At 41.0% G+C, this 21,328-nt stretch carries 19 protein-coding genes and 2 riboswitches; of the genes, 2 read left to right on the top strand and 17 right to left on the bottom strand.

The window, feature by feature from the left end; genetic code table 11:
* The first annotated feature begins 104 nt into the window (after positions 1 to 104).
* The gene (locus Q4550_RS20075) at positions 105 to 1,055 is read left to right on the top strand and encodes an L-lactate dehydrogenase (protein ID WP_303535516.1); all 951 of its coding nucleotides are present in this window, start codon (positions 105 to 107) and stop codon (positions 1,053 to 1,055) included.
* Between the two features lie 51 nt (positions 1,056 to 1,106).
* Here the strand turns inward: Q4550_RS20075 and Q4550_RS20070 are convergent, their stop codons facing one another.
* The 14 genes from Q4550_RS20070 to metX all read right to left on the bottom strand — a co-directional run bounded on the left by Q4550_RS20070 (position 1,107) and on the right by metX (position 17,608).
* Positions 1,107 to 1,946 (bottom strand): MetQ/NlpA family ABC transporter substrate-binding protein, encoded by an 840-nt coding sequence (locus Q4550_RS20070; RefSeq protein ID WP_303535515.1) that lies wholly within the window; start codon positions 1,944 to 1,946, stop codon positions 1,107 to 1,109.
* Between the two features lie 23 nt (positions 1,947 to 1,969).
* A complete protein-coding gene (locus tag Q4550_RS20065; RefSeq protein WP_194218977.1) occupies positions 1,970 to 2,638 on the bottom strand; it encodes a methionine ABC transporter permease in 669 nt (222 codons plus the stop codon).
* The gene (locus tag Q4550_RS20060; RefSeq protein WP_303535514.1) at positions 2,631 to 3,653 is read right to left on the bottom strand and encodes a methionine ABC transporter ATP-binding protein; all 1,023 of its coding nucleotides are present in this window, start codon (positions 3,651 to 3,653) and stop codon (positions 2,631 to 2,633) included. Before Q4550_RS20060 ends, Q4550_RS20065 begins: the two co-directional genes overlap by 8 nt.
* A 179-nt stretch (positions 3,654 to 3,832) precedes the next feature.
* Positions 3,833 to 3,942: riboswitch (SAM riboswitch) on the bottom strand.
* A 132-nt stretch (positions 3,943 to 4,074) separates the two neighbouring features.
* The gene (ilvA, locus tag Q4550_RS20055; RefSeq protein ID WP_283153726.1) at positions 4,075 to 5,085 is read right to left on the bottom strand and encodes a threonine ammonia-lyase; all 1,011 of its coding nucleotides are present in this window, start codon (positions 5,083 to 5,085) and stop codon (positions 4,075 to 4,077) included.
* Positions 5,082 to 5,672 (bottom strand): 3-isopropylmalate dehydratase small subunit, encoded by a 591-nt coding sequence (gene leuD, locus Q4550_RS20050; RefSeq protein ID WP_226615476.1) that lies wholly within the window; start codon positions 5,670 to 5,672, stop codon positions 5,082 to 5,084. Before leuD ends, ilvA begins: the two co-directional genes overlap by 4 nt.
* 15 nt (positions 5,673 to 5,687) lie before the next feature.
* Positions 5,688 to 7,094 carry a 3-isopropylmalate dehydratase large subunit gene (leuC, locus tag Q4550_RS20045; protein ID WP_371018680.1) on the bottom strand — a complete coding sequence of 469 codons (1,407 nt, stop codon included), beginning with the start codon at positions 7,092 to 7,094 and terminating at the stop codon, positions 5,688 to 5,690.
* Between the two features lie 27 nt (positions 7,095 to 7,121).
* A complete protein-coding gene (leuB, locus tag Q4550_RS20040) occupies positions 7,122 to 8,228 on the bottom strand; it encodes a 3-isopropylmalate dehydrogenase (RefSeq protein WP_303535511.1) in 1,107 nt (368 codons plus the stop codon).
* Between the two features lie 16 nt (positions 8,229 to 8,244).
* On the bottom strand, positions 8,245 to 9,786 hold the full coding sequence (locus tag Q4550_RS20035) for a 2-isopropylmalate synthase (protein WP_303535509.1): 1,542 nt from the start codon (positions 9,784 to 9,786) through the stop codon (positions 8,245 to 8,247).
* Complete coding sequence (gene ilvC, locus Q4550_RS20030) at positions 9,773 to 10,798, bottom strand: ketol-acid reductoisomerase (protein ID WP_303535507.1); 1,026 nt, start codon at positions 10,796 to 10,798, stop codon at positions 9,773 to 9,775. Before ilvC ends, Q4550_RS20035 begins: the two co-directional genes overlap by 14 nt.
* Positions 10,799 to 10,831: 33 nt before the next feature.
* The gene (ilvN, locus tag Q4550_RS20025; protein ID WP_194218971.1) at positions 10,832 to 11,353 is read right to left on the bottom strand and encodes an acetolactate synthase small subunit; all 522 of its coding nucleotides are present in this window, start codon (positions 11,351 to 11,353) and stop codon (positions 10,832 to 10,834) included.
* Positions 11,350 to 13,071 (bottom strand): acetolactate synthase large subunit, encoded by a 1,722-nt coding sequence (gene ilvB, locus Q4550_RS20020; RefSeq protein ID WP_371018700.1) that lies wholly within the window; start codon positions 13,069 to 13,071, stop codon positions 11,350 to 11,352. Before ilvB ends, ilvN begins: the two co-directional genes overlap by 4 nt.
* Before the next feature lie 376 nt (positions 13,072 to 13,447).
* Positions 13,448 to 14,353 (bottom strand): branched-chain-amino-acid transaminase, encoded by a 906-nt coding sequence (gene ilvE, locus Q4550_RS20015; RefSeq protein ID WP_194218970.1) that lies wholly within the window; start codon positions 14,351 to 14,353, stop codon positions 13,448 to 13,450.
* Between the two features lie 866 nt (positions 14,354 to 15,219).
* Positions 15,220 to 16,518 (bottom strand): O-acetylhomoserine aminocarboxypropyltransferase/cysteine synthase family protein, encoded by a 1,299-nt coding sequence (locus Q4550_RS20010; protein WP_303535504.1) that lies wholly within the window; start codon positions 16,516 to 16,518, stop codon positions 15,220 to 15,222.
* Position 16,519: 1 nt separating this feature from the next.
* Entirely contained in the window at positions 16,520 to 17,608 is a 1,089-nt protein-coding gene (gene metX, locus Q4550_RS20005) for a homoserine O-acetyltransferase MetX (protein WP_303535502.1), read from the bottom strand.
* Positions 17,609 to 17,758: 150 nt separating this feature from the next.
* Positions 17,759 to 17,869: riboswitch (SAM riboswitch) on the bottom strand.
* Between the two features lie 213 nt (positions 17,870 to 18,082).
* Here metX and Q4550_RS20000 point away from each other — a divergent pair.
* Complete coding sequence (locus Q4550_RS20000) at positions 18,083 to 18,508, top strand: TlpA disulfide reductase family protein (protein WP_303535500.1); 426 nt, start codon at positions 18,083 to 18,085, stop codon at positions 18,506 to 18,508.
* 75 nt (positions 18,509 to 18,583) lie between these two features.
* Here Q4550_RS20000 and Q4550_RS19995 read toward each other — a convergent pair whose 3' ends face one another.
* The 3 genes from Q4550_RS19995 to Q4550_RS19985 all read right to left on the bottom strand — a co-directional run bounded on the left by Q4550_RS19995 (position 18,584) and on the right by Q4550_RS19985 (position 21,308).
* The gene (locus Q4550_RS19995; RefSeq protein WP_303535498.1) at positions 18,584 to 19,867 is read right to left on the bottom strand and encodes an anti-sigma factor domain-containing protein; all 1,284 of its coding nucleotides are present in this window, start codon (positions 19,865 to 19,867) and stop codon (positions 18,584 to 18,586) included.
* 21 nt (positions 19,868 to 19,888) lie between these two features.
* A complete protein-coding gene (gene sigI, locus Q4550_RS19990) occupies positions 19,889 to 20,653 on the bottom strand; it encodes an RNA polymerase sigma-I factor (RefSeq protein WP_303535496.1) in 765 nt (254 codons plus the stop codon).
* Between the two features lie 337 nt (positions 20,654 to 20,990).
* Positions 20,991 to 21,308: a thioredoxin family protein gene (locus Q4550_RS19985; protein WP_303535494.1), complete on the bottom strand. Its 318-nt coding sequence runs from the start codon at positions 21,306 to 21,308 to the stop codon at positions 20,991 to 20,993.
* Positions 21,309 to 21,328 lie beyond the last annotated feature (20 nt).

The raw sequence follows: 21,328 nt of genomic DNA, 5'->3' as shown, positions 1-21,328 counted from the left end.
ATTGTTTTTGGATGAGTGCGTTTACATGTGATGTATGTCACAATAATAAGTAAAGGGATACGGTATGATGCTTATGAAGACAATATCTACTAGCAGAGGTGAAGATGATGTATGAAGGAAAAACAACGCGCGTAGCATTAATTGGCACTGGATTCGTAGGGACAAGCTATGCCTTCTCGTTATTGAATCAAGAACTAGTAAACGAACTTGTACTTATCGATGTAAATAAAGAAAAAGCGGAAGGGGAAGCAAGAGACTTAAATCACGGCCTTCCTTTTGGCGCTCCAATGAAAATTTGGGCGGGGGACTATACCGATTGCAAAGACGCAGATATTGTCGTTATCGCAGCGGGTGCAAATCAGGCACCAGGTGAAACACGCTTAGACCTTATTGATAAAAACACAGCGATCTTTAAAAAAATCGTTTCAAGCGTTATGGGAAGCGGATTTGATGGTATTTTTATCGTTGCAACGAATCCTGTAGACGTACTTACTTATGCGACATGGAAGTTCTCAGGCTTGCCTAAAGAACGGGTTATCGGCTCAGGTACGATTCTCGATACTGCACGATTCCGTTATTTACTGAGCGACTATTTCAATGTAGATTCTAGAAATGTACATGGTTATATTCTTGGAGAACATGGTGATACTGAACTTCCTGTCTGGAGTCATGCTACAATCGGTAGTCGACCAATCATGTCTCTTATTAAAGATAGACCAGAGGCTAAAGAAGATCTTGATGCGCTTTTCGTCAATGTTCGCGATGCTGCTTATCATATCATTAATCGTAAGGGAGCAACATACTACGGTATCGCAATGGGCCTCGTACGGTTAACAAGAGCGATTATACGAAATGAAAACTCTATTCTTACCATCTCTACGTTACTTGAAGGCGAGTATGGTTTAGATGATTTGTATATCGGAGTTCCCGCAATTGTGAATAACAACGGCATTCGTGAAATTATTGAACTTGACCTTGATCAAACCGAGCTAGATCAATTGCACCATTCTGCAAAAACGTTAAAAGAAGCGATGAAGCCAGTTTTCCAACATTAAAATGAGTAAAAAAAGGTTCTCCGCGAAATGACGGAGAACCTTTTTTCTTTCTTATTTGTCTACTGGTACAACAGCGCCATCGTATTCTTCTTCAATAAAGCTTTGAATTTCATCAGAATGAAGAACTTCTACTAACGCCTGGATCGCTTCATTGTCTTCGTCACCTTTGTTTACTGTAATCACATTCACATATGGTGAGTCTGAATTTTCAAGTGCAATGGCATCCTCTTGAGGATTAAGTCCTGCATCAATCGCATAGTTTGTATTGATCATCACTGCATCACCTTCACCTTGCTGGTAAATCTGTGGAAGCAGTGAAGCCTCAACATCTGTTTTGAAATCAATATTCTTAGGGTTTTCAGCAATATCTTCAACTGTTGCATCTGAAGCCTTTACACCTTCTTTTAATGTGATAAGGCCCTGTGCTTCAAGTAATGACAGCATACGTCCATGGTCAGAAACAGAGTTACTCATTATGATTTGAGCACCATCAGGAAGCTCATCTAAGCTCTTGTAATCCTGAGAGTAAACACCGATTGGCTCGATATGAATGCCTCCAGCGTTCACGAAGTCATAATTATCGTTTTCTTCCATTTGCAAGTCCATATAAGGTATTGTTTGGAAGTAGTTTGCATCTAATTCACCATTTGCAAGCGTCTTATTAGGTAGAATGTAATCCTGGAATGTTTTAATTTCAAGCTCTATTCCTTTTTCCTCTAACATCGGCTTAGCTTCTTCAAGAATTTCAGCATGGGGAATGTTTGATGCACCTACTACGATTTTCTTCGAATCTCCACCGTCACCAGAACCTTCGCTGTTTCCGCCATTGTTGCCACATGCAGCAAGAACCGCAAGAGCAAGAACTGTTATTAGCGATAAAAACTTTTTCATCATAACCTCTCCTTTTCTCCTTATTATCTTTTATCTATTACTCGTGTTGCAACGTCTCCACAAACCTGAAGAATCGCAACAATTACTAATATCAATACTGTTGCAACAAGTGTCACGTCAGGATTGTTCCGTTGGAAACCTTCAAGATAAGCGAGGTTTCCGAGACCCCCTGCGCCTACGACACCAGCCATAGCGGTGTAGCTTACAAGAGCTATCGCCGTCACAGTAATCCCTGAAATAAGGGCTGGCATTGCTTCTGGTAGAAGCACTTTAAAAATAATCGAACCATTGGATGCTCCCATTGACTGAGAAGCTTCAATGACCCCTTTATCCACTTCACGTAAAGCAATTTCAACCATTCTCGCATAAAATGGCGCCGCTCCTGCAATAAGGGCTGGAAGGGCAGCATTAGCACCTAGCATTGTCCCTATAATGTAAACCGAAAGAGGGATAAGCAAGATAATCAAAATAATAAATGGTATGGAGCGAAATAAGTTCACGACTCCGGCAATAATACTATTCACAAATTTGTTTTCCCATATGTTCCCTCTACCTGTTAGAAACAACAATAATCCAAGGAGGATTCCGAGAATAAACGTTGCCAGCACCGAAATTGCCGTCATGTACGCTGTTTGTAGAGTGGCTTCCCACATAGATTCCCACCTGACGTTAGGAAATAACGATTCAGTCATTCGTAATCACCTCCGCTTTAACACCTTGGGCTTGCACATAATTCAAGGCCATTTCTACCACAGCTGGTTCCCCTTTAAGGAACACAGAAAGTTTTCCATAAGGACCATCCTGTGTATGAGAAATCTTCCCTTGAATAATGTTGACTTCTACATCAAATTTACGAATCAACTCTGTCACAAGTGGTGAACCTGTTTTTCCTTTCACAAAGGTAAACTGAACAAGTTCTCCATCCTGACTCGTTGCCAGATGTGCAATCGATTCCTTCATTTCTTCAGGCTCGCTTAGCTGATTAACAAAGTCTTTCGTAATCTCTTCCTGCGGATGGTGGAAAACTTCAAGGACAGAACCATTCTCCACTACTCGTCCATTCTCCATCACGGCTACACGATGGCAAATTTTTCGTATGACGTGCATTTCATGCGTGATAAGGACAATCGTAAGGCCAAGCTTGTGATTAATTTCAGTCAGAAGTTCCAGAATGCTATCCGTCGTTTTAGGATCTAAAGCAGAAGTAGCTTCATCACAAAGCAAAACCTTTGGATTATTAGCAAGTGCTCTCGCAATACCCACTCGCTGCTTTTGTCCACCACTTAGTTGTGAAGGATAAGCTCCTTCTCTACCTTCGAGTCCAACAAGTTTAATTAATTCATCAACACGCTTCATTCTCTTTTCTTTCGGAACACCTGATATTTCAAGAGGGAACGCGATGTTATCACGTACCGTTCTTGACCAGAGAATATTAAAATGCTGGAAAATCATTCCAATTTCCTGTCTTGCTGCACGAAGATCTTTTCCCTTAAGAGAAGATAGATTATTACCAGCCACTGTGACTGTCCCATCAGTAGGTCTCTCAAGAAGGTTAAGCATTCGAATTAGCGTACTTTTCCCAGCACCACTGTAGCCAATAACACCAAATATTTCGCCTTTTTTGACTTCAAGGTTAACATCCTTAACGGCTTCCACCTTCCCGGATTTCGAAAAGAAGGTCTTATTAATGCCTTTAAGCTCAATCACATGTCTCACATCCTTTATGCATTTGCATGATCAGCTACCTGAAACAGGACTTAAGTCCCATGCCTTTGTTCTTTATTTCTATGCACTTAGAAACCTAATTCGCTTATCACTTTGTATAGTAAAGTAAAAAAATGCCCTTCTGCTTTGAGCAGAAAGGCATTTGATAAATCGATGTCTTCCTCTCATTTCTCAAAGCAATCGCTTTGCAGGAATTGGCACCTTTTCAAACGAGTCGTTTGACGGTTGCCGGGCTTCATAGGGCCAGTCCCTCCACCTCTCTGAATAAGAGATATATAGTTGTTATTACTTTACTGTGGTTAAGTGCTAAATGAATTCTAGCATGGTACTTTATGAGTGTCAATTACTGAGCAAAAAGTCGGAATAATCTAAAATATATACGTTGAACCCCATTAGAAAACCATCAGCTTATTCGCCTGATGGTTTTCGCTCGTTGAGAAAGTTGTTTATAAAGGGATATTTTCGCAAGATCCGCATTCCCTCCACTAACAACAACACCAATTCTCTTACCTTCTAAACGATTAGACTTGCATAAGACAGCAGCTACCGATGCAGCACCTGCACCTTCTACAAGTGTTTTGTGTCTTTCAAGCATAAAGACAATCGCTGCAGCAATTTCTTCTTCTGACACGGTTAGCATATCATCAACAAGCTCTTCAATAATTGGAAAGGTTAATTTTCCAGCTTCTTTCACAGAAATACCGTCTGCAATCGATTTGACAGATTGAAGGACAAGAGGACCAGTACCTTTAAATCGATTCCATGTCGCAGATGCTTCAGAAGCCTGGACCCCGATGATTTTCACGTGAGGAAAGAACGACTTAATCGCCATCGCCATTCCAGCTAACAATCCTCCACCTCCAACAGGCACGAGAATCGCATCTAAGTCAGGACACTGTTGCATCATTTCGAGTGCAACCGTTCCCTGTCCTGCCATTACTTCAGGATCATCGAAAGCATGAACGAATGTGGCCCCTTTCTCAACACGCTCACGATCCGCTCCACTAAACGCTTCGTTATACGATTCTCCTTCAAGAACAACCTCTGCTCCATAAGATCGCGTCGCATCAATTTTGCTTGTCGGTGTATGGACGGGCATATAAATCTTAGCTTTAATTCCACGCTCTCTAGCAGAAAGCGCCACTCCCTGAGCATGGTTTCCAGCCGATGCAGCAACAATCCCTCGCGCTGCCTCAATATCCGTTAGCGACGCAACTTTGTTATAAGCACCTCGAAGTTTGAAGGAACCCGTTCGTTGAAGGTTTTCCATCTTCATGAAGACATCTCTATTTGTATAATCATTAAGCGTTGTCGACTGCTGAAGCGGGGTCCTGTGGACGGCTTCCAGCAAATTCTCCATTGCTTTTACGACATGAACGTTATATTTCTCCTGGTAATTCCCAACGTCATTCACTCTCCTACAAGTTGTTTTTCTTCATATAATTTAATTTTATCTTCGAGAGATAAAGTTCGAGATACTTCATCCCATCCATTTAACAGCATTTCTTTCCAATAAGGATCGATCTCGAACGACGCATTTAGTCCTTCTCCATCAATTACTTGCTGTTTACTTAGGTCTACGCTAAGTTCGTATCCATCCTTCGCTTTTTGAAAAAGCTCCGAGATCGTTTCTTGATCAAGAGCGATAGGAAGTATACCGTTTTTTACACAGTTGTTATAAAAGATATCAGCAAAGCTTGTCGCAATGACAATTCGAAACCCATAATCCAGAAGGGCCCATGGAGCATGTTCTCTTGATGAACCACACCCAAAGTTTTTACCCGACACTAGAATAGAAGCATGCTGGTATTGTTGTTCGTTCAAATTAAAATCTTCACGCGGATGACCATCATCATCAAACCGCCAATTGTAAAAAAGAAACTGACCAAAGCCTTGCCGTTCAATTCTCTTTAAAAACTGCTTCGGAATAATTTGGTCTGTATCTACGTTAACCTGCTCAAGGGGATAAACGATCCCTTTGTATTTATTAATCGGTTCCAGGACGTCTCACTCCTTTTACACTACAAGAGGTTTTATTTTTCTAGCGTCTGTAAATCGGCCTTCAATGGCAGCAGCTGCAGCCATAGCTGGGCTGACAAGATGTGTTCTAGCGCCATTCCCCTGACGCCCTTCAAAATTACGGTTAGATGTAGACGCGCAGCGCTCGCCTGGTGGAACAATGTCATCATTCATCGCAAGACACATGCTACATCCTGCTTCTCGCCACTCAAACCCAGCTTCTTTAAAGATCGTATCTAACCCTTCTGCTTCAGCTGCATCCTTCACTGATTTAGATCCTGGTACTACGAGAGCAGTCACACCTTCGTGAACTTTTCGACCACGAACAATATCAGCGGCCGAACGCAGATCACTTAATCGCGAATTCGTACACGATCCGATGAAAACATATTGAATATCTATATTTTGAATAGGCGTTCCCGGTTTAAGATCCATATAGGCAAGGGCTTGCTTAATTGCTTTTTGGTCACCTGGATCTGCATAATCCTCAGGGAAAGGAACGCGAGCATAGACAGAAGATCCCATTGAAGGATTAGTGCCCCATGTTACTTGTGGCTCGATTTCGTCAGCTCCAATTTCGAGCACTTCATCATACTTTGCTCCTGGATCAGATGCGAGTTCTTTCCACTCAGCAACAGCTCGATCAAAATCTTCTGGAACATGTCTTTTTCCTTTTAAATAGGAAAAGGTAGTCTCATCTGGGCTAATAAGCCCTGCTTTTGCGCCAGCTTCAATTGACATATTACAAACAGTCATACGTTCTTCCATTGTCATATTTCGAATCGCTTCGCCTGTGTACTCCACAACTGCTCCAGTACCTGCATTAACACCAAATTTGGCAATAACAGCAAGAATTAAATCTTTAGCAGTCACCCCAGAACCAAGGCGTCCGTTCACACGTATTTCAATTGTTTTGGGTCTTGATTGCCATAGCGTTTGAGTAGAAAGAACATGCTCTACTTCACTCGTTCCAATCCCAAAGGCTAGGGCCCCAAACGCCCCATGTGTTGAGGTATGACTGTCACCACAAACGATCGTTTTTCCTGGCTGCGTTAAGCCTAGCTCAGGACCAATAACGTGAACAATCCCTTGATCTGGATGATTAATATCGGCGATTTCAACTCCAAATTCATGACAGTTCTCTTCAAGCTTCTCCATTTGCACTTTTGATACCGGATCATTAATAATATGACGTGCAATGGTTGGAACGTTGTGGTCCATAGTAGCAAAGGTTAAATCTGGCCTTCTTACACTTCTATTATTCATCCGCAGACCCTCAAAGGCCTGCGGAGAAGTCACTTCATGAACAAGATGCAAGTCTATATATAGGAGATCCGGGCTACCTTCTTCTTCATGCACAACGTGTTTATCCCAAATCTTTTCAATAATCGTTTTCGGCTCCACACCCATCCTCCTCTTACCTGTTTGTCATTAAGCGTATGCTTCCATGATGCCTGCTGTGGCATCCGCTTCTTCTAATTGATAAATCACTTTCTTGATCATAGCGTCTGTCCCAAGTGCTTTCGGCGAGCCATTTGCAAGATCATTCGTATAATATCCAGCATCAAGTACTTCTTTCACAGCCTTTTCGATTGACTCCGCTTCTTCATTCATATCGAATGAATACTTCAGCATCATTGCACTTGATAAAATCATTGCCAGTGGATTCGCAAGGTTTTTCCCTGCGATGTCTGGCGCTGAACCGTGTACTGGTTCATACATTCCAAAACCGTCGCTACGAAGACTTGCGGAAGGCAACATTCCAAGTGATCCTGTGATCATCGAGGCTTCATCGCTCAAAATATCTCCAAATAAATTCTCCGTTACAATAACATCAAAGTGAGCCGGGTTTTGAACCAGTTTCATTGCTGCCGCATCGACAAGCATATGCTCCACTTCTACCTCAGGATAATTCTTCGCTTTTTCTTCAACGATTTCTCTCCACATTCGGCTTGATTCCAGAACGTTCGCTTTATCTACGCTCGTTAATTTCTTGTTTCGCTTACTTGCAGCTTCAAATCCCTGATCCACAATACGTTCGATTTCTTCTCTTGTGTAATGAAGCGTATCAACAACTTCTTTCCCATTTTGACGACGCTCACTCGGAGTACCGAAGTACAAACCACCCGTTAATTCGCGAACAATTAACATATCCACACCTTTAATCCGATCCGGTTTAAGTGGAGATGCATCTAATAGACTCTCAAATGCCGTCACAGGACGAAGGTTTGCAAACAAGCCTAGTTCTTTTCGAATACCAAGAAGACCTCGTTCAGGACGAAGATGGCCAGGAAGAGTTTCCCACTTAGGACCACCGACAGCACCTAGTAGAACAGCATCGCTTTCCCTACAGATGCGCAGCGTTTCATCTGGTAGTGGCGAGCCATCCTCATCAATAGCAGCCCCTCCAATTCTTCCCTGTTGAAATTCAAACGTATGGCCAAATCGATCTGCCACGGCATTTAGAACTTTCATCGTTCCTTCCATTACTTCTTTACCAATTCCATCACCGGGTAATACCGCAACTTTTCTCTTCATCCTTCTAACCTCCCTGTTAGACGTGCGCTTTTTTATTAACTTGATAGCTTTCACGAGCAAGAACGCGATTCACTGCATTCAAGTAAGCAATAGCGGAAGATTCAAGAACATCCTGCGCTGTGCCGCGACCATTCGACTCAACCCCGTTATACATGACTCGCACATGAACTTCAGCAAGAGCATCTCTTCCACCACCGACGGAATTAATTCGATAGTCCTGAAGCTGAAGTGTGCCAGGAATCATTGCTTCAAGCGTGTTATAGATCGCTTCTACACTACCCGACCCTGTTCCAGCTTGTTGAATCATGGTTCCATCAGGCTTCTCAATTGAAATAGTAGCCGTCGGAATGTTTGCAGTTCCATACTGTACTTGAATACTATGAATCTCATATTTATTAACAAATTCATCTGTTTGAATATCAGTTAACAATGCAAAAAGGTCATCTTCCGTAACCTGCTTCTTCTTATCAGCAAGATCTTTAAAGTCTGCAAATGCCTCATTTATCTTCGCTTCGTCAAGTTCAAAGCCTAAATCCTTCACTTTATCTCTGAAGGCGTGACGCCCAGAGTGCTTTCCAAGAACAAGACTATTCGACTGAACACCGATAAGCTGTGGACTAATAATTTCATAGGTTGTTTTTTCTTTTAATACTCCATCCTGGTGAATGCCTGATTCATGAGCAAAAGCATTCGCTCCAACCACTGCTTTATTACCAGGAACCGCCATGCCAGTAAGCTTGCTGACAAGGTTACTTGTTCGTTTAATTTCATCAAGCTTCAATCCTGTTTCTGCTTGGTAGAAGTCATTGCGAATTCGAAGCGCAACGGCAACTTCCTCAATCGCTGCATTACCAGCGCGTTCTCCAATACCATTAATCGTTCCTTCTATTTGAGTCGCACCACATTCAATCGCAGCTAAGGAATTCGCTACCGCCATCCCTAGGTCATTATGGCAATGGGCAGAAAGATCAACGCCTTCAATGTTCGGAACATTGTTTCGCAAATAAGTGAACAGTTCTCCGTATTCCTGTGGACTTCTGTATCCAACTGTATCTGGAATATTAATGACAGATGCTCCTGCATCAATCACTTCTTTAATAATCTTTGCAAGAAAGGAGCGGTCGGAGCGGCAAGCATCTTCTGCTGACCACTGGACTTTCGGAAAAAATTTCTTGGCATACTTCACTGCTTCAACTGCTGTTTCAACTACTTCATCAGGCGTCTTCTTTAGCTTGTGAGTCATATGAATGGGAGACGTTGCAAGAAAAACATGAAGTCTTGGATCAGCGCCACCTTTTAACGCATCCCATGCCGCATCAATATCTTTCATATTCGCTCTCGCAAGGCCAGTTACGGATACATCCCTTACAGTATCAGCAATGTTCTTCACACCCTGGAAGTCACCTTTGGAAGCAGCAGGAAAGCCTGCTTCCATAATGTCGACTCCAAGTCTCTCAAGCTGCTTAGCGATTTCCAGCTTCTCTAATGCATTCAGATTGACTCCGGCTGACTGTTCTCCGTCACGAAGCGTTGTATCGAATACATTAATCTTTCGCACTGGTAACCACTTCCTTCTTTGATTTTGGTTTCACAAATGGCATCATCGCACGAAGCTCTTTTCCTACTTGCTCGATTGGATGATGCTTTTCTTTCTCATTGATCGCATGGAATTCTGGACGATTTAGTTTATTTTCTAGGATCCAACCTTTTGCGAACTTGCCTGTTTGAATATCTTCAAGGATATCTTTCATACGCGCTTTTGTATCTGCATCGACAACACGTGGTCCAGATACGAAATCGCCCCACTGAGCTGTATCAGAAATCGAATAACGCATACCAGCAATACCATCTTCATACATCAAGTCAACAATGAGCTTTAGCTCGTGCAAACATTCGAAGTAAGCGACTTCTGGTTGATATCCCGCTTCCGTGAGCGTTTCAAATCCAGCTTTCACTAGTGATGACAGTCCACCACATAGAACTGCCTGTTCACCAAAAAGATCTGTTTCGGTTTCTTCTTTAAAGGATGTTTCAAGTACCCCCGCACGAGCACCGCCGATTCCTTTTGCATAAGCTAGCGCAAGCTCTTTTGCGTTACCCGATACGTCCTGATAAACACCGAATAGCGCCGGAACTCCTGCACCATCTTCAAATGTTCTTCTTACAAGGTGTCCTGGTCCTTTTGGAGCAACAAGGAAAACATCCACATCTGATGGGGGTACAACTTGATTGAAGTGAACGTTAAAGCCGTGAGCAAAGACTAGCGCATTTCCAGCACGAAGACCTGGTTCGATTTCCTCTTTGTACACTTCAGGCTGATACTCATCTGGAAGAAGAATCATGATAACATCTGCTTCATCACTTGCTTCCTTTACTGTTTTTACATCAAAACCATCTTCCTCTGCTTGATTCCATGAACGCCCTTTACGTAAGCCGACTGTTACATCAAAACCACTCTCGCGAAGATTTAGTGCATGCGCATGACCTTGAGATCCGTAACCAACTACTGCGATTTTCTTTCCTTTTAGCATTCCCTCGTTGATATCACCGTTATAGTATACTTTTGCCATTTTCATTCATCCCTTCATATTTAGGTTTATTAGTTAATTTAAAATGGAATACTGCTTCAAATCTGTTACTGACTTTTGACTTCCTCTTGGAAAAGCAGTTATACCAGTTCGAACCATTTCCTTAATGCCATATGGCCTGAGAAGGTCTAGAATCGCTTCAATTTTGTCGGAGTTACCCGTTACTTGTACGGTAATGCTCTCTCGACTGACATCGATGATAGAAGCCCTAAACGGCTCAATAATTCCTGAAATCTCACTTCTAATTTGGGCGTTACTTATAACCTTAATTAACGCTAATTCTCGGACAACGATAGCTTGATCCGTTATATCAGTTACTTTCAAAACATCAATCTGCTTATTGAGCTGTTTGATCAGCTGCTCAATCTTCGCATCACCGTCCACATTAACGACAAAGGTCATTTTGGATACTCCTTCTGTCTCGGTATGACCAACCGTTATGCTTTCGATATTAAATTGCCGCTTGGTCATCAACCCCGTAATGCGGTTTAGAACACCACTTTGGTTAATCACTGTTGCAGTTACGATTCGTTTCATGGTTTCACCCCAATCATCTGATGAAGCCCTTTACCAGGTGCAATCATTGGATATACATTTTCCTTTCCAGCTACTCTACAGTCGATCAAAACTGGATCTCGGTGAGAAAAGGCTTCTTCAAAAACAACTTTTGCTTCTTCTTCATTGGTTACTTTAAAAGATTGGATACCGTAAGCTTCACCAAGCTTCACAAAATCTGGCTGTACAGGTATAAGGGATTGAGAATAGCGTTCTTCATAGAAAGCTTCCTGCCACTGCCTCACCATTCCAAGCGTCTGATTGTTCATGATGACTACTTTCACAGGAAGGTTTAACTCTTGCAGAGTCGATAGCTCCTGTAATGTCATCTGAAATCCCCCGTCTCCTGTAAGAGCCACAACCGTTTGTTCTGGGAATGCGAGCTGTGCTCCAATCGCGGAAGGGAAACCAAAGCCCATCGTGCCAAGTCCACCAGATGTTACCCATCGGTTGGCATCTGCAAATGCGTAGTACTGAGCCGCCCACATTTGATGTTGACCAACGTCCGTCGTAACAATAGCGTCTCCCTTCGTGTATTCATGCACGAGTTCAACTACTCGCTGTGGCAGAAATTCCGTTGAAGATGTTTTCTTCCAAAGTGGGAAATCTTCACTATTTTGAGTAAGCACCTTACGCCAATCCTCTGTATCTGGAACTGGTGAATCAATATCTAGAAGCTTCTTCAATGCCTCTCTTGCATCAGATACGATTGGAATCTGAGTAGGAACGTTTTTCCCAATTTCTGCAGGATCAACGTCGATGTGAGCAACCGTTGCATGAATGGCAAAATGGTCAAGGTTACCCGTTAATCGATCATCAAATCGTGCACCAATGCTAATTAACAAGTCACATTCATACAGTGCCATATTCGCTGTGTACGTTCCGTGCATTCCTCCCATTCCAAGGAATAGAGGATGATTGCCAGGGTAGCTTCCTAAACCAAGTAATGTATTGATGACTGGAATGCGATGCTTCTCAGAAAAAGCGACGAGTTCTTTTCCTGCATTCGCATGGAGAACGCCAGCTCCAGCTAAAATCACCGGTTTCTTTGCTGCACCAACCGCATCCGCGAGCTTCTTGATCTGCAAAATGTTTGGCGAGAAAGTTGGCTGATAGCCGGGTAGATGAATAGTAGAATCATAGCCGGGTGCAATGGTTTTGTTCGCCACATCCTTAGGGATATCAACTAGAACTGGACCGGGACGTCCTGTTGTTGCAATATGGAACGCTTCTTTAATAATTCTTGGTAGATCCTGAACGTCACGAACCTGATAATTATGTTTTGTAATTGGTGCTGTAATTCCCATAATATCCGCTTCTTGAAAGGCATCTGTACCAATCACCGTACTTGCAACTTGCCCAGTGAAGATAACCAGTGGTAATGAATCCATCATGGCATCTGTTATCCCCGTTACGAGGTTTGTTGCTCCTGGACCTGATGTTGCAATAACTACACCTGGTTTCCCACTAACCCTCGCATATCCTTCAGCCGCATGAATGGAACCTTGTTCATGCTTTGAGAGAATGTGTTTAATTGGCGATCGATAAAGTGCATCATAGATTGGAAGAACTGCTCCTCCCGGATATCCGAAGAGAACTTCAACATTTTCTTTTTTTAAAGAGTCAATCAATACGTCTGCCCCGGTCATTTCCGCTGTTACCGCTTCGGCTTCTGGTTTAGCCTTCGCCCGCATATTCATACCCTCCAATGCTTTATTGTGTTGCACGCCTCCGTTCGATAACGGGTTTGCGTATTTTACTGTTTATTACTAATAAAAAAAAGCCTTCTCATCCCTACGCCGCTTTTTTTACGGTCCATAGGGGCGAAAAGACTTCACGGTACCACCCTACTTTGCGACAAAAAGATGCCGCCTCATGAGCAAACTGCTCGTTTTGATAACAAGTGTTTTTAGAACACTTGGCTGATCCTATGTTACTTAATTCAGATCAACACTCGGAGGGGATGTCGATACAGGGGGTAATACCGGCTTCCACCACTACCGGCTCTCTGGTTAATACCAATTCCTGTTTCTTTTGCCTCGTCATCGATTATTGATATTTATTTTTTTGTAAGAATTATCCTGCTTGAACGTCTCGTTTTGAAGGGTAAACACTGACACCATCGACAGTGACGATATCTCGAAATGCTTCAAGCAACTCGTTCGTCGTTTTACCCGGTTTTGCTTCACCAATTTCTCGACCATCTACTTTTACGACCGCAATAACTTCAGCAGCTGTTCCAGTTAGGAACACTTCATCTGCAACATAGACATCATGACGTGTGAAAGTTTCTTCTCTCATGTCATATCCCTTTTGTCTTGCCAATTCCATAATGGCATTTCGCGTAATTCCTTCTAATGCACCAACATATCCAGGCGGTGTTTTGATCACATTGCCTTTTACGATGAATATATTATCAGCTGATCCTTCAGCGACATATCCCTGATCATTTAACATTAGAGCTTCGCTGACACCAGCTAAATTCGCTTCAATTTTTACAAGAATGTTATTTAAATAGTTGAGCGATTTAACCTTCGGACTTAAGACATCCGATCGGTTTCTTCTACTTGCTACCGTTACAATATCAATTCCTGTTTCATATAATCGCTTAGGGAACAAGGCTAGTGATTCTGCAATAACGATCACTTGAGGTTCCTTACATGTGAAAGGATCAAGTCCCAGGTTCCCAACTCCGCGTGATACAACAATACGGATATAGGCATCCTGAAGGTTGTTTTTCTTCAGCGTTTCCACAATAATGGCGGTCATTTCCTCCATAGTGTGCGTTATTTTAAGCATAATTGAATGAGCTGAATCATAAAGCCGTTGTAAATGATGTTCTAATCGAAAAACATTTCCGTCATACATGCGAATTCCTTCGAACACCCCATCGCCATAGAGAAAACCATGATCGTATACAGATACTTTGGCATCTTCTTTCTTCACAAATTCTCCGTTAAGGTAGATCCACTGTTCACTCACCTTGTTCACTCCTTTCTGTTTGTTAAGTAGACGCAGTAAAGCGTTAGTGTTTAATGATAGGACCAACGTAATCCGGGGTCCTAATTGTGTGTTTGAGTTATTTGAATACTTTGTTTAATTGAGGATTATATTACGCCGGTTTGGACTTAAGGTCAACACCTAAAATATAAGTTTTTTGATAATTTTGATATATCAATCTATTTGGAAACGCTTACAACGTTGGTATGCGTGAGATTTAATCACACGAAAAATTTTTAATTATAAATTCAATAAAACGCTTACATTTTTTTGTTTTATGCCAAGGAAATTTAAAAGAAAGAGCTGGATCCATCTGTACCTTTTCTTGGGCAAGTCCTCTCCAGATCTATAAACCATTCCAAAAAAAATTGTAAACATATCTTATATACTTTACACCTGCCAACGCCATCCGCAGTGCTATCTTCTGTTAGAATTCCTATACTGAGCTACAACGCTTTCAAGTATATACCTGGATTTTTCTAATTATTTTAGCCGATTTGATAAAAACTGAATTAAACAACAAACCTATCTCAATGAGTAGCATCATAGCGAAGCTCTCGTTTTTATGAAAAAGCATAGAAGAAAATTACAACTCGATTTACTTATTGAAAAGAAAAAGATTAAACAAGGAACAACCAAACGGCTCAGTCCTCTTACGTAATTGACCATTGCATCACCAAAAGGGTAAGCATTCTTTCTGTATGTTTATTTACAGTTGTCATGTGTATATATGATGAGCTTTGAAGACTAGTCATCTTAGTCTCTCATTCAATATTTGACGTAATGAAGTCAGAAACTGCTAAACTAAAAAAAGCTCTCTTCAAATGGAAGAGAGCTTTAGTGCTGAATTATACGTTGGCTTCAACTTTTGCTTTGGCAATGGCCTGATCCAGGTCAGCGATTAAATCATCAATATGTTCAATTCCAACAGATAAACGAATGAGGTCATCACGCACGCCGGAAGCTGTTAGCTCTTCCGCACTTAGCTGCTGGTGGGTTGTGCTGGCAGGATGAATAATTAAACTTTTCGCGTCTCCTACGTTTGCTACATGAGACCAAAGTTCAACTGAATTAATGATTCCTGCTCCGGTTTCGCGTCCTCCCTTTATTCCGAATACGACGACAGCTCCAGCACCTTTAGGTAGATACTTTGGCACCAATTGATTCGATACATGATTCTCATCTTCAGGATAGCTCACCCACTCAACTGCCTGATGATTTTTTAAGTAAGAAACGATTTTCCGAGTATTTGCAACGTGCTCTTTCATGCGAACATGGAGTGTTTCTACACCTAGAGCAATTTGAAAAGCGTTAAATGGACTAAGCGCAGCACCTGTATCTCTTAGGAGCTGTACCCTTGCTTTCACGATATACGCCGCTTCGGGTAGTGCTTCTGCGAATACTATGCCATGGTACGTGTCATCGGGTTCTGTGAAGCCCGGAAACTTAGGTGAATTCCAATCAAATTTGCCACCATCGACAATAATTCCTCCCATTGTGGACCCGTTTCCGCCAAGCCATTTTGTGGCGGAATGAACGACGATATCTGCCCCATGCTCAATTGGTCTACAAAGATATGGAGTAGCAAATGTATTGTCTATAATAAGTGGGATTCCAGCTTCATGTGCAATATCTGCTACTTTTTCAATATCTAATACATGGAGACCCGGGTTACCAATCGTTTCTGCAAAAATAGCTTTCGTATTTGGAGTAATGGCTGATTTAAAAGATTCCAGATCTTCAGGATCAACAAAGTTGGTCTTTATTCCGTATTTCGGAAGTGTAGCAGAAAAGAGGTTATACGTTCCACCGTATAAAGTCGAAGCAGAAACAATTTCGTCCCCGCTATTGGCTACATTTAGAATGGCAGTTGTAATGGCAGCCATGCCACTTGCAAGAGCAAGAGCTCCAACACCACCTTCTAGTTGAGCAATACGTTCTTCAAGTGTACCCACTGTAGGGTTGCCTATGCGCGAATAGATAAACCCTTCTTCCTTTAAGGCAAATAAATCGGCTGCGTGATCAGTATTATTAAATCGATAAGCATTCGATTGATAAATCGGTAAAGCCCTTGCGCCTGTAGCTGGATCAGCTTGTAAACCTCCATGAATTCCAATTGTCTCCAAATTATATTTTTTCTCTGCCATTTCACTTCACTCCTTCGATATTTTTAGTTAATGTTACTTGTTCCTTTATAAGCGGTCCCCATTTATCAAACTCAACGAGAAAACCATCATGACCAAATTTTGTGTTGATTAGATAAAACGGAGAAGAATGAACTTGAGCAAACAATTTTTCTAAATCCTCTGGAGGATAGATTAAATCCCCTTTAAAACCTATAGCAAGAATGCTCGCTTTAATGTCCTTGATAATAGATGTAAGATTACCTCGGCCTTTACTAATATCATGTGTGTCCATTGCCCGTAATAAATACAAATAACTATTTGCATCAAATCGGCTTACAAGCTTATTTCCTTGATAGTGTAAATAAGATTCCACTTCGTACTGTGCTACTTTATGATTTTCTTCTGAAGTTTCGATCGCCGCTCGACCGAATTTTTTTTGAAACATTTCATCTGTTCGATAAGAGATCATACCGATCATTCTTGCAGTTGCAAGCCCCGATGTTGGCTGTTGATGAGGATCGTAGTATCCATCCTTCCAATCAGGATCGTTTGTAATAGCAAATCTAGAAATCGCGTTATAAGCTATTCCATACGTATTTAAGCTTGGGGTTACCGCAAGTGGAATCAGATGCTCCATTCCATCTGGGTAAAGGACACCCCATTCAAGAACCTGCATTCCTCCAAGTGATCCACCAATCACAGCATGAAGGTGATCGATACCTAACACTTCAAGTGCCTTTTTCTGTGAGTGGACCATATCTCTCACTGAAACAAACGGGAAGTCCGCTTTATACCGTTCTCTCGTGACTGGATTAATCGATAGCGGTCCTGTAGAACCGTTACATCCTCCAAGAACGTTAAACGTTATAACTTGAAATTCAGAAGTATCGATATAGCCATCCTTTCTAATTAATCCTTTCCACCAGCCAGGCTCAGAATCACCAATTGTATATTGATTTCCAGTTAATGCATGACAGACAAGAATAACCGGAGCGTCTTCTGGTCCAACGCGTTCATAAGCGAGTTCTACTTCATGTAGCGTCTCGCCAGACTCAAGTGTGAACGAGCCAATCAATACGTTCTGAGCTTCGTATCTCGTCTCTCTTTCCAAACCCCTATCACTCCTTTCGACCAATCCGTCTTTCTTCATTAAGGCTATAATAATGAGCCATAAATCTAGAACCAATGCTATAAGAAAACGTCGCCTCAATATAAAAAATCCTCTCTGAAAGACAGAGAGGATTGATTTATTCATCAGCTCCGCTTATCTTTCAGGATTTCTCCTGCAGGATTTGGCACCTTTTCAAACCAGAATTGGTTTGACGGTTGCCGGGCTTCATAGGGCCAGTCCCTCCGCCTCTCTAGATAAGTAAGAATATTTTGTTTTTGTTTAATTGAGTTTATTTTAGCAAGGTGGCGCATTAGTGTCAAACACTTTTTCGGAATTATCATTCTTTTCATTTTTTTAAAGAATGCCTATGTTAATCCAAATTATCGTGAAACAGAGCCTACAGTGTATTAAGTTTGATTAGAATCGAATTTTTGATAAAGTAGCCTTAGAATAATTTTGAAGAGGTGATTGATAGTGCAAGCGCCGTCCTTTGCGTTAGAAGAAGTACAAAGCGGAGAAATCATCAGCTTAACGGACTTCAGGGGGAAACCAGTTATGATTACATTCTGGGCTTCTTGGTGCCCCGATTGTATGAAAGATTTACCGATGAAAGAACAGTTCTACCAGCATGCAGATGCTGATACATTAGCATTCTTAACAATTAACGTGACAGGTCGTGAACGGTCAGAAGAAGCCGGTAAAGATTTCACGATCAAAAACAATCTTCCTTTCCTCGTTTTACAAGACAGTGGACGAGAAACTTACGACAAATTTGGTTGTACAGGTGTCCCAACAACTGTATTGCTTAATCAAGATCACCAAATCGTACATGTGTTCGATGACAAATCATCATTTCTTGATATCGCAAAGGCACTGCCCGACATCATGACATCAAAATAACCACACCATAAAAAAAGCCAGAGGAATCCCTCTGGCTTAAAATAATGAAAATAAAATAAATAATAGCATGTTGCGTTATTTGTCTTTTTTATCTTTCTTATCTTTCTTATCTTTCTTATCTTTCTTGTCCTTCTTGTCCTTCTTGTCCTTCTTGTCCTTCTTGTCTTTATCCTGCTTTTCGTCTTTCTTTTTGTCCTTTTTATCCTCTTTTTCTTGAGCTTTTTCTATTTTTTTATCCGATTTTTCCTGAGATTTCTCTATTTTCTCGTTTGCTTTTTCAGCCTTCTTTTTTTCTTTGTCTTGTTCTTTAGCTATTTTAGAATTAGCTTCGTCTTCGTTTTTCTCTATTTTATCTTTTTGCACTTTGTTGTTATCTTTAGATGCTTCAGTTTGATCTGACGGGCTAATTTCTGGTTCTGAAGTCGTGTCCTTTTGTTCTTTCTCCACATTTTCAACCTTATCAGAAGAGCTTTGCTCAGGCTCCTGAAGAACTAAATCACTATCTTCTTGATTCTGATTAGGTACCGTCTTATCGTTCAACTGGACGACAGAATCTTCTAGTTCCAAAGAGCGATCTTTCGACTTTGATTCCACTGCGGTCATGCTTTCGGTCTCTAATTCATCCATGTTTTTGACAGACAAATTCCGTACTTCCTCTATTGATAACGTAGCTCCCCGATCAACAGCAGCAAGATAAGTCATATATTTTCCTGGTGTTATCCCATTTTCTATAGCTTTTGCTCGAGTACTATAGTCAGTATCAAATATCGTTGTAATAGCAACTGCTTGATTGACTAATGCTTGATTCTGTTCTATTCCTTGAATCGTATTCTCAAGCTGATCCTTGATCGCCTGATAACGCTCTTTCTTCTCTACATTTGAGGCGACAATAAGCAGTTTTCTATCTTCTGTTAGATACCCCTCTTTGTCGAGTTTCGAGACTAGGAGCCCTCCAAATTCGCTTAGAGGCATGTTCGTTACCTCTTGATCTAAGTTTAACCCTTCACCGTCCGAATTCCACGCTTGATATTGAACAACTTCAAGGTCGGAGTTGACTCCAACCTCAATACTTGGATTGATATCAAAGCTTACATAGGCCGCAACTGCGTCATTTTGTCTAACAGGAATCACACCTGTCACGATTACAACTAATAACAAAATTGCTGCCATACCGGCCAGGGTGGGCATAGAGGGGGTAAAATAACCTTTTTTCTTGTTTAATGGTTTTGGTGTAAGTTTAATTTCAGAGCCGATTGTTAACGTATGATTTCGCTTCAAATTGATCGTAGTAAACTCCCCATCGGGTGTTAATACAACCGCTTTACGTCCACGAATGTCCATAATGACCCCATTTTTCATCCCCTGGCCCCCTTAATTCAACTACTGTATATAAGATTTCAGCGCATTAAATCCACCCAGATGAATTAACGCCACTGCTATTATATACTTTCGATTACGTTCAATCGTTTTTCGACTGCATGTAACGAGCGCTAGCAAATCTTTTATAGGGAGCTGCTTTTTTTCTAACAAATAACTTGAAAGAATGTCATCTTGAGCAATCAATTGCGCAATCATCTTTGCATTTTCTCTTGCATCAATATGTTTAGGACAGTTTTTGCTCAGAACTTTAAACGTAATGCTAAATTTCTTTAACAATTGTTCGTATTCCTCAATTTCATACATTCTTACTTCACGCTGTCTGTCCATTTCGTATACATCAAGTGCAGCTTTCTGTTCTGCAAAACTATCTTCTAGTCGGCCTTCCTCATCAAGTTCCTCAGGCTCAAGATAAATATACTTATTTTGTCTTGCTTCTTTACGGATATGGTCGATGACTCTTCTTCTAATCACCATATCAGCAAAGGTTAAAAATCTACTTCCTTGTCCTTTTCGAAACTGATCCATCGCTTCGTTAAAAGCTGAAAGTCCAATACTGAACTCATCCATCGAATGATTGATATAACGATTGCAAACTTTGGACGTGATTTTCTTAATAAACGGTTGGTAATCTTCTAATAGCTGGTTTCTTAATAACTGGTTTCCGTTTTGTATACTATCAATTTTATCTTCTAATGTAATACTATCTTTTTTATTTTCTTTATGATTTGCGAAATTTCCCATTGTGCTGATTGAAATGGTTGTCATGTTATACACCTCTCATCTTGCAGTCAATTTCTAATTGATTGCTTCTCGGGTTGGATTCTTAGATGTTTTTAGTTTGAGAATTCTAAATTAGTAATTAAAATAAAAATGCGTCACCATTCGTATCAAACATCGGAAAGGTGACTCTATTCAGTTATACCATTCAATCAGCATGAACGAAAATACAATTTTATGACAATGTTACTGTTTCTTTACTTCCTGTTATATTAATTTATCATTATTAATCTTGCTTAATTTTCAGCGAATTGCGTATTCATTCAAGCCCGTCTTGAAGCGATTTTCTAAATCCAGAAAATAACGATAAATTGGTCAAATTTCATCAAACGAATTTGTGTTCACTAAGAAATGCATCCACAGTTACGACTGATTCGAAGGCAAAAAGGGTGTTATTCCCGCCCTTCTCCCTAATAACTGTTAATGCAGGTACACTTTGTATTTTAAGTGCTTCCGCTACCCAAGGAAAATAATTTAAATTACATGAGTAGATATGTGATTCAACCCCTTTAGTGCTCGAAACAATTTGTAACATTCGCTCTGCAATTTTGCACGTCTGACAAAAAGGCGTGTAAAAGAAAAAAACAGTGCCTTCCTTTTGTAATAGTTCACTAACCATGGATTCATCGGTTATGTCTTGCATGTTTATACCCCATTCTATGT

Origin of the sequence: Anaerobacillus sp. 1_MG-2023, assembly GCF_030547345.1 — a bacterium.
Taxonomy (GTDB): domain Bacteria; phylum Bacillota; class Bacilli; order Bacillales; family Guptibacillaceae; genus Guptibacillus; species Guptibacillus hwajinpoensis_B.
The sequence above is the reverse complement of the archived record's forward strand: the minus strand, read 5'-3'. Positions and strand labels throughout refer to the sequence as shown.

Bases quoted from the DNA above. Each gene is read 5' to 3' on its own strand.
- Q4550_RS20075 (WP_303535516.1), top strand. From the start codon at position 105: ATGATGTATGAAGGAAAAACAACGCGCGTAGCATTAATTGGCACTGGA.
- Q4550_RS20070 (WP_303535515.1), bottom strand. From the start codon at position 1,946: ATGAAAAAGTTTTTATCGCTAATAACAGTTCTTGCTCTTGCGGTTCTT.
- Q4550_RS20065 (WP_194218977.1), bottom strand. From the start codon at position 2,638: ATGACTGAATCGTTATTTCCTAACGTCAGGTGGGAATCTATGTGGGAA.
- leuB (WP_303535511.1), bottom strand. From the start codon at position 8,228: ATGAAGAGAAAAGTTGCGGTATTACCCGGTGATGGAATTGGTAAAGAA.
- ilvC (WP_303535507.1), bottom strand. From the start codon at position 10,798: ATGGCAAAAGTATACTATAACGGTGATATCAACGAGGGAATGCTAAAA.
- ilvN (WP_194218971.1), bottom strand. From the start codon at position 11,353: ATGAAACGAATCGTAACTGCAACAGTGATTAACCAAAGTGGTGTTCTA.
- ilvB (WP_371018700.1), bottom strand. From the start codon at position 13,071: ATGAATATGCGGGCGAAGGCTAAACCAGAAGCCGAAGCGGTAACAGCG.
- Q4550_RS20010 (WP_303535504.1), bottom strand. From the start codon at position 16,518: ATGGCAGAGAAAAAATATAATTTGGAGACAATTGGAATTCATGGAGGT.
- Q4550_RS19995 (WP_303535498.1), bottom strand. From the start codon at position 19,867: ATGAAAAATGGGGTCATTATGGACATTCGTGGACGTAAAGCGGTTGTA.
- sigI (WP_303535496.1), bottom strand. From the start codon at position 20,653: ATGACAACCATTTCAATCAGCACAATGGGAAATTTCGCAAATCATAAA.
- Q4550_RS19985 (WP_303535494.1), bottom strand. From the start codon at position 21,308: ATGCAAGACATAACCGATGAATCCATGGTTAGTGAACTATTACAAAAG.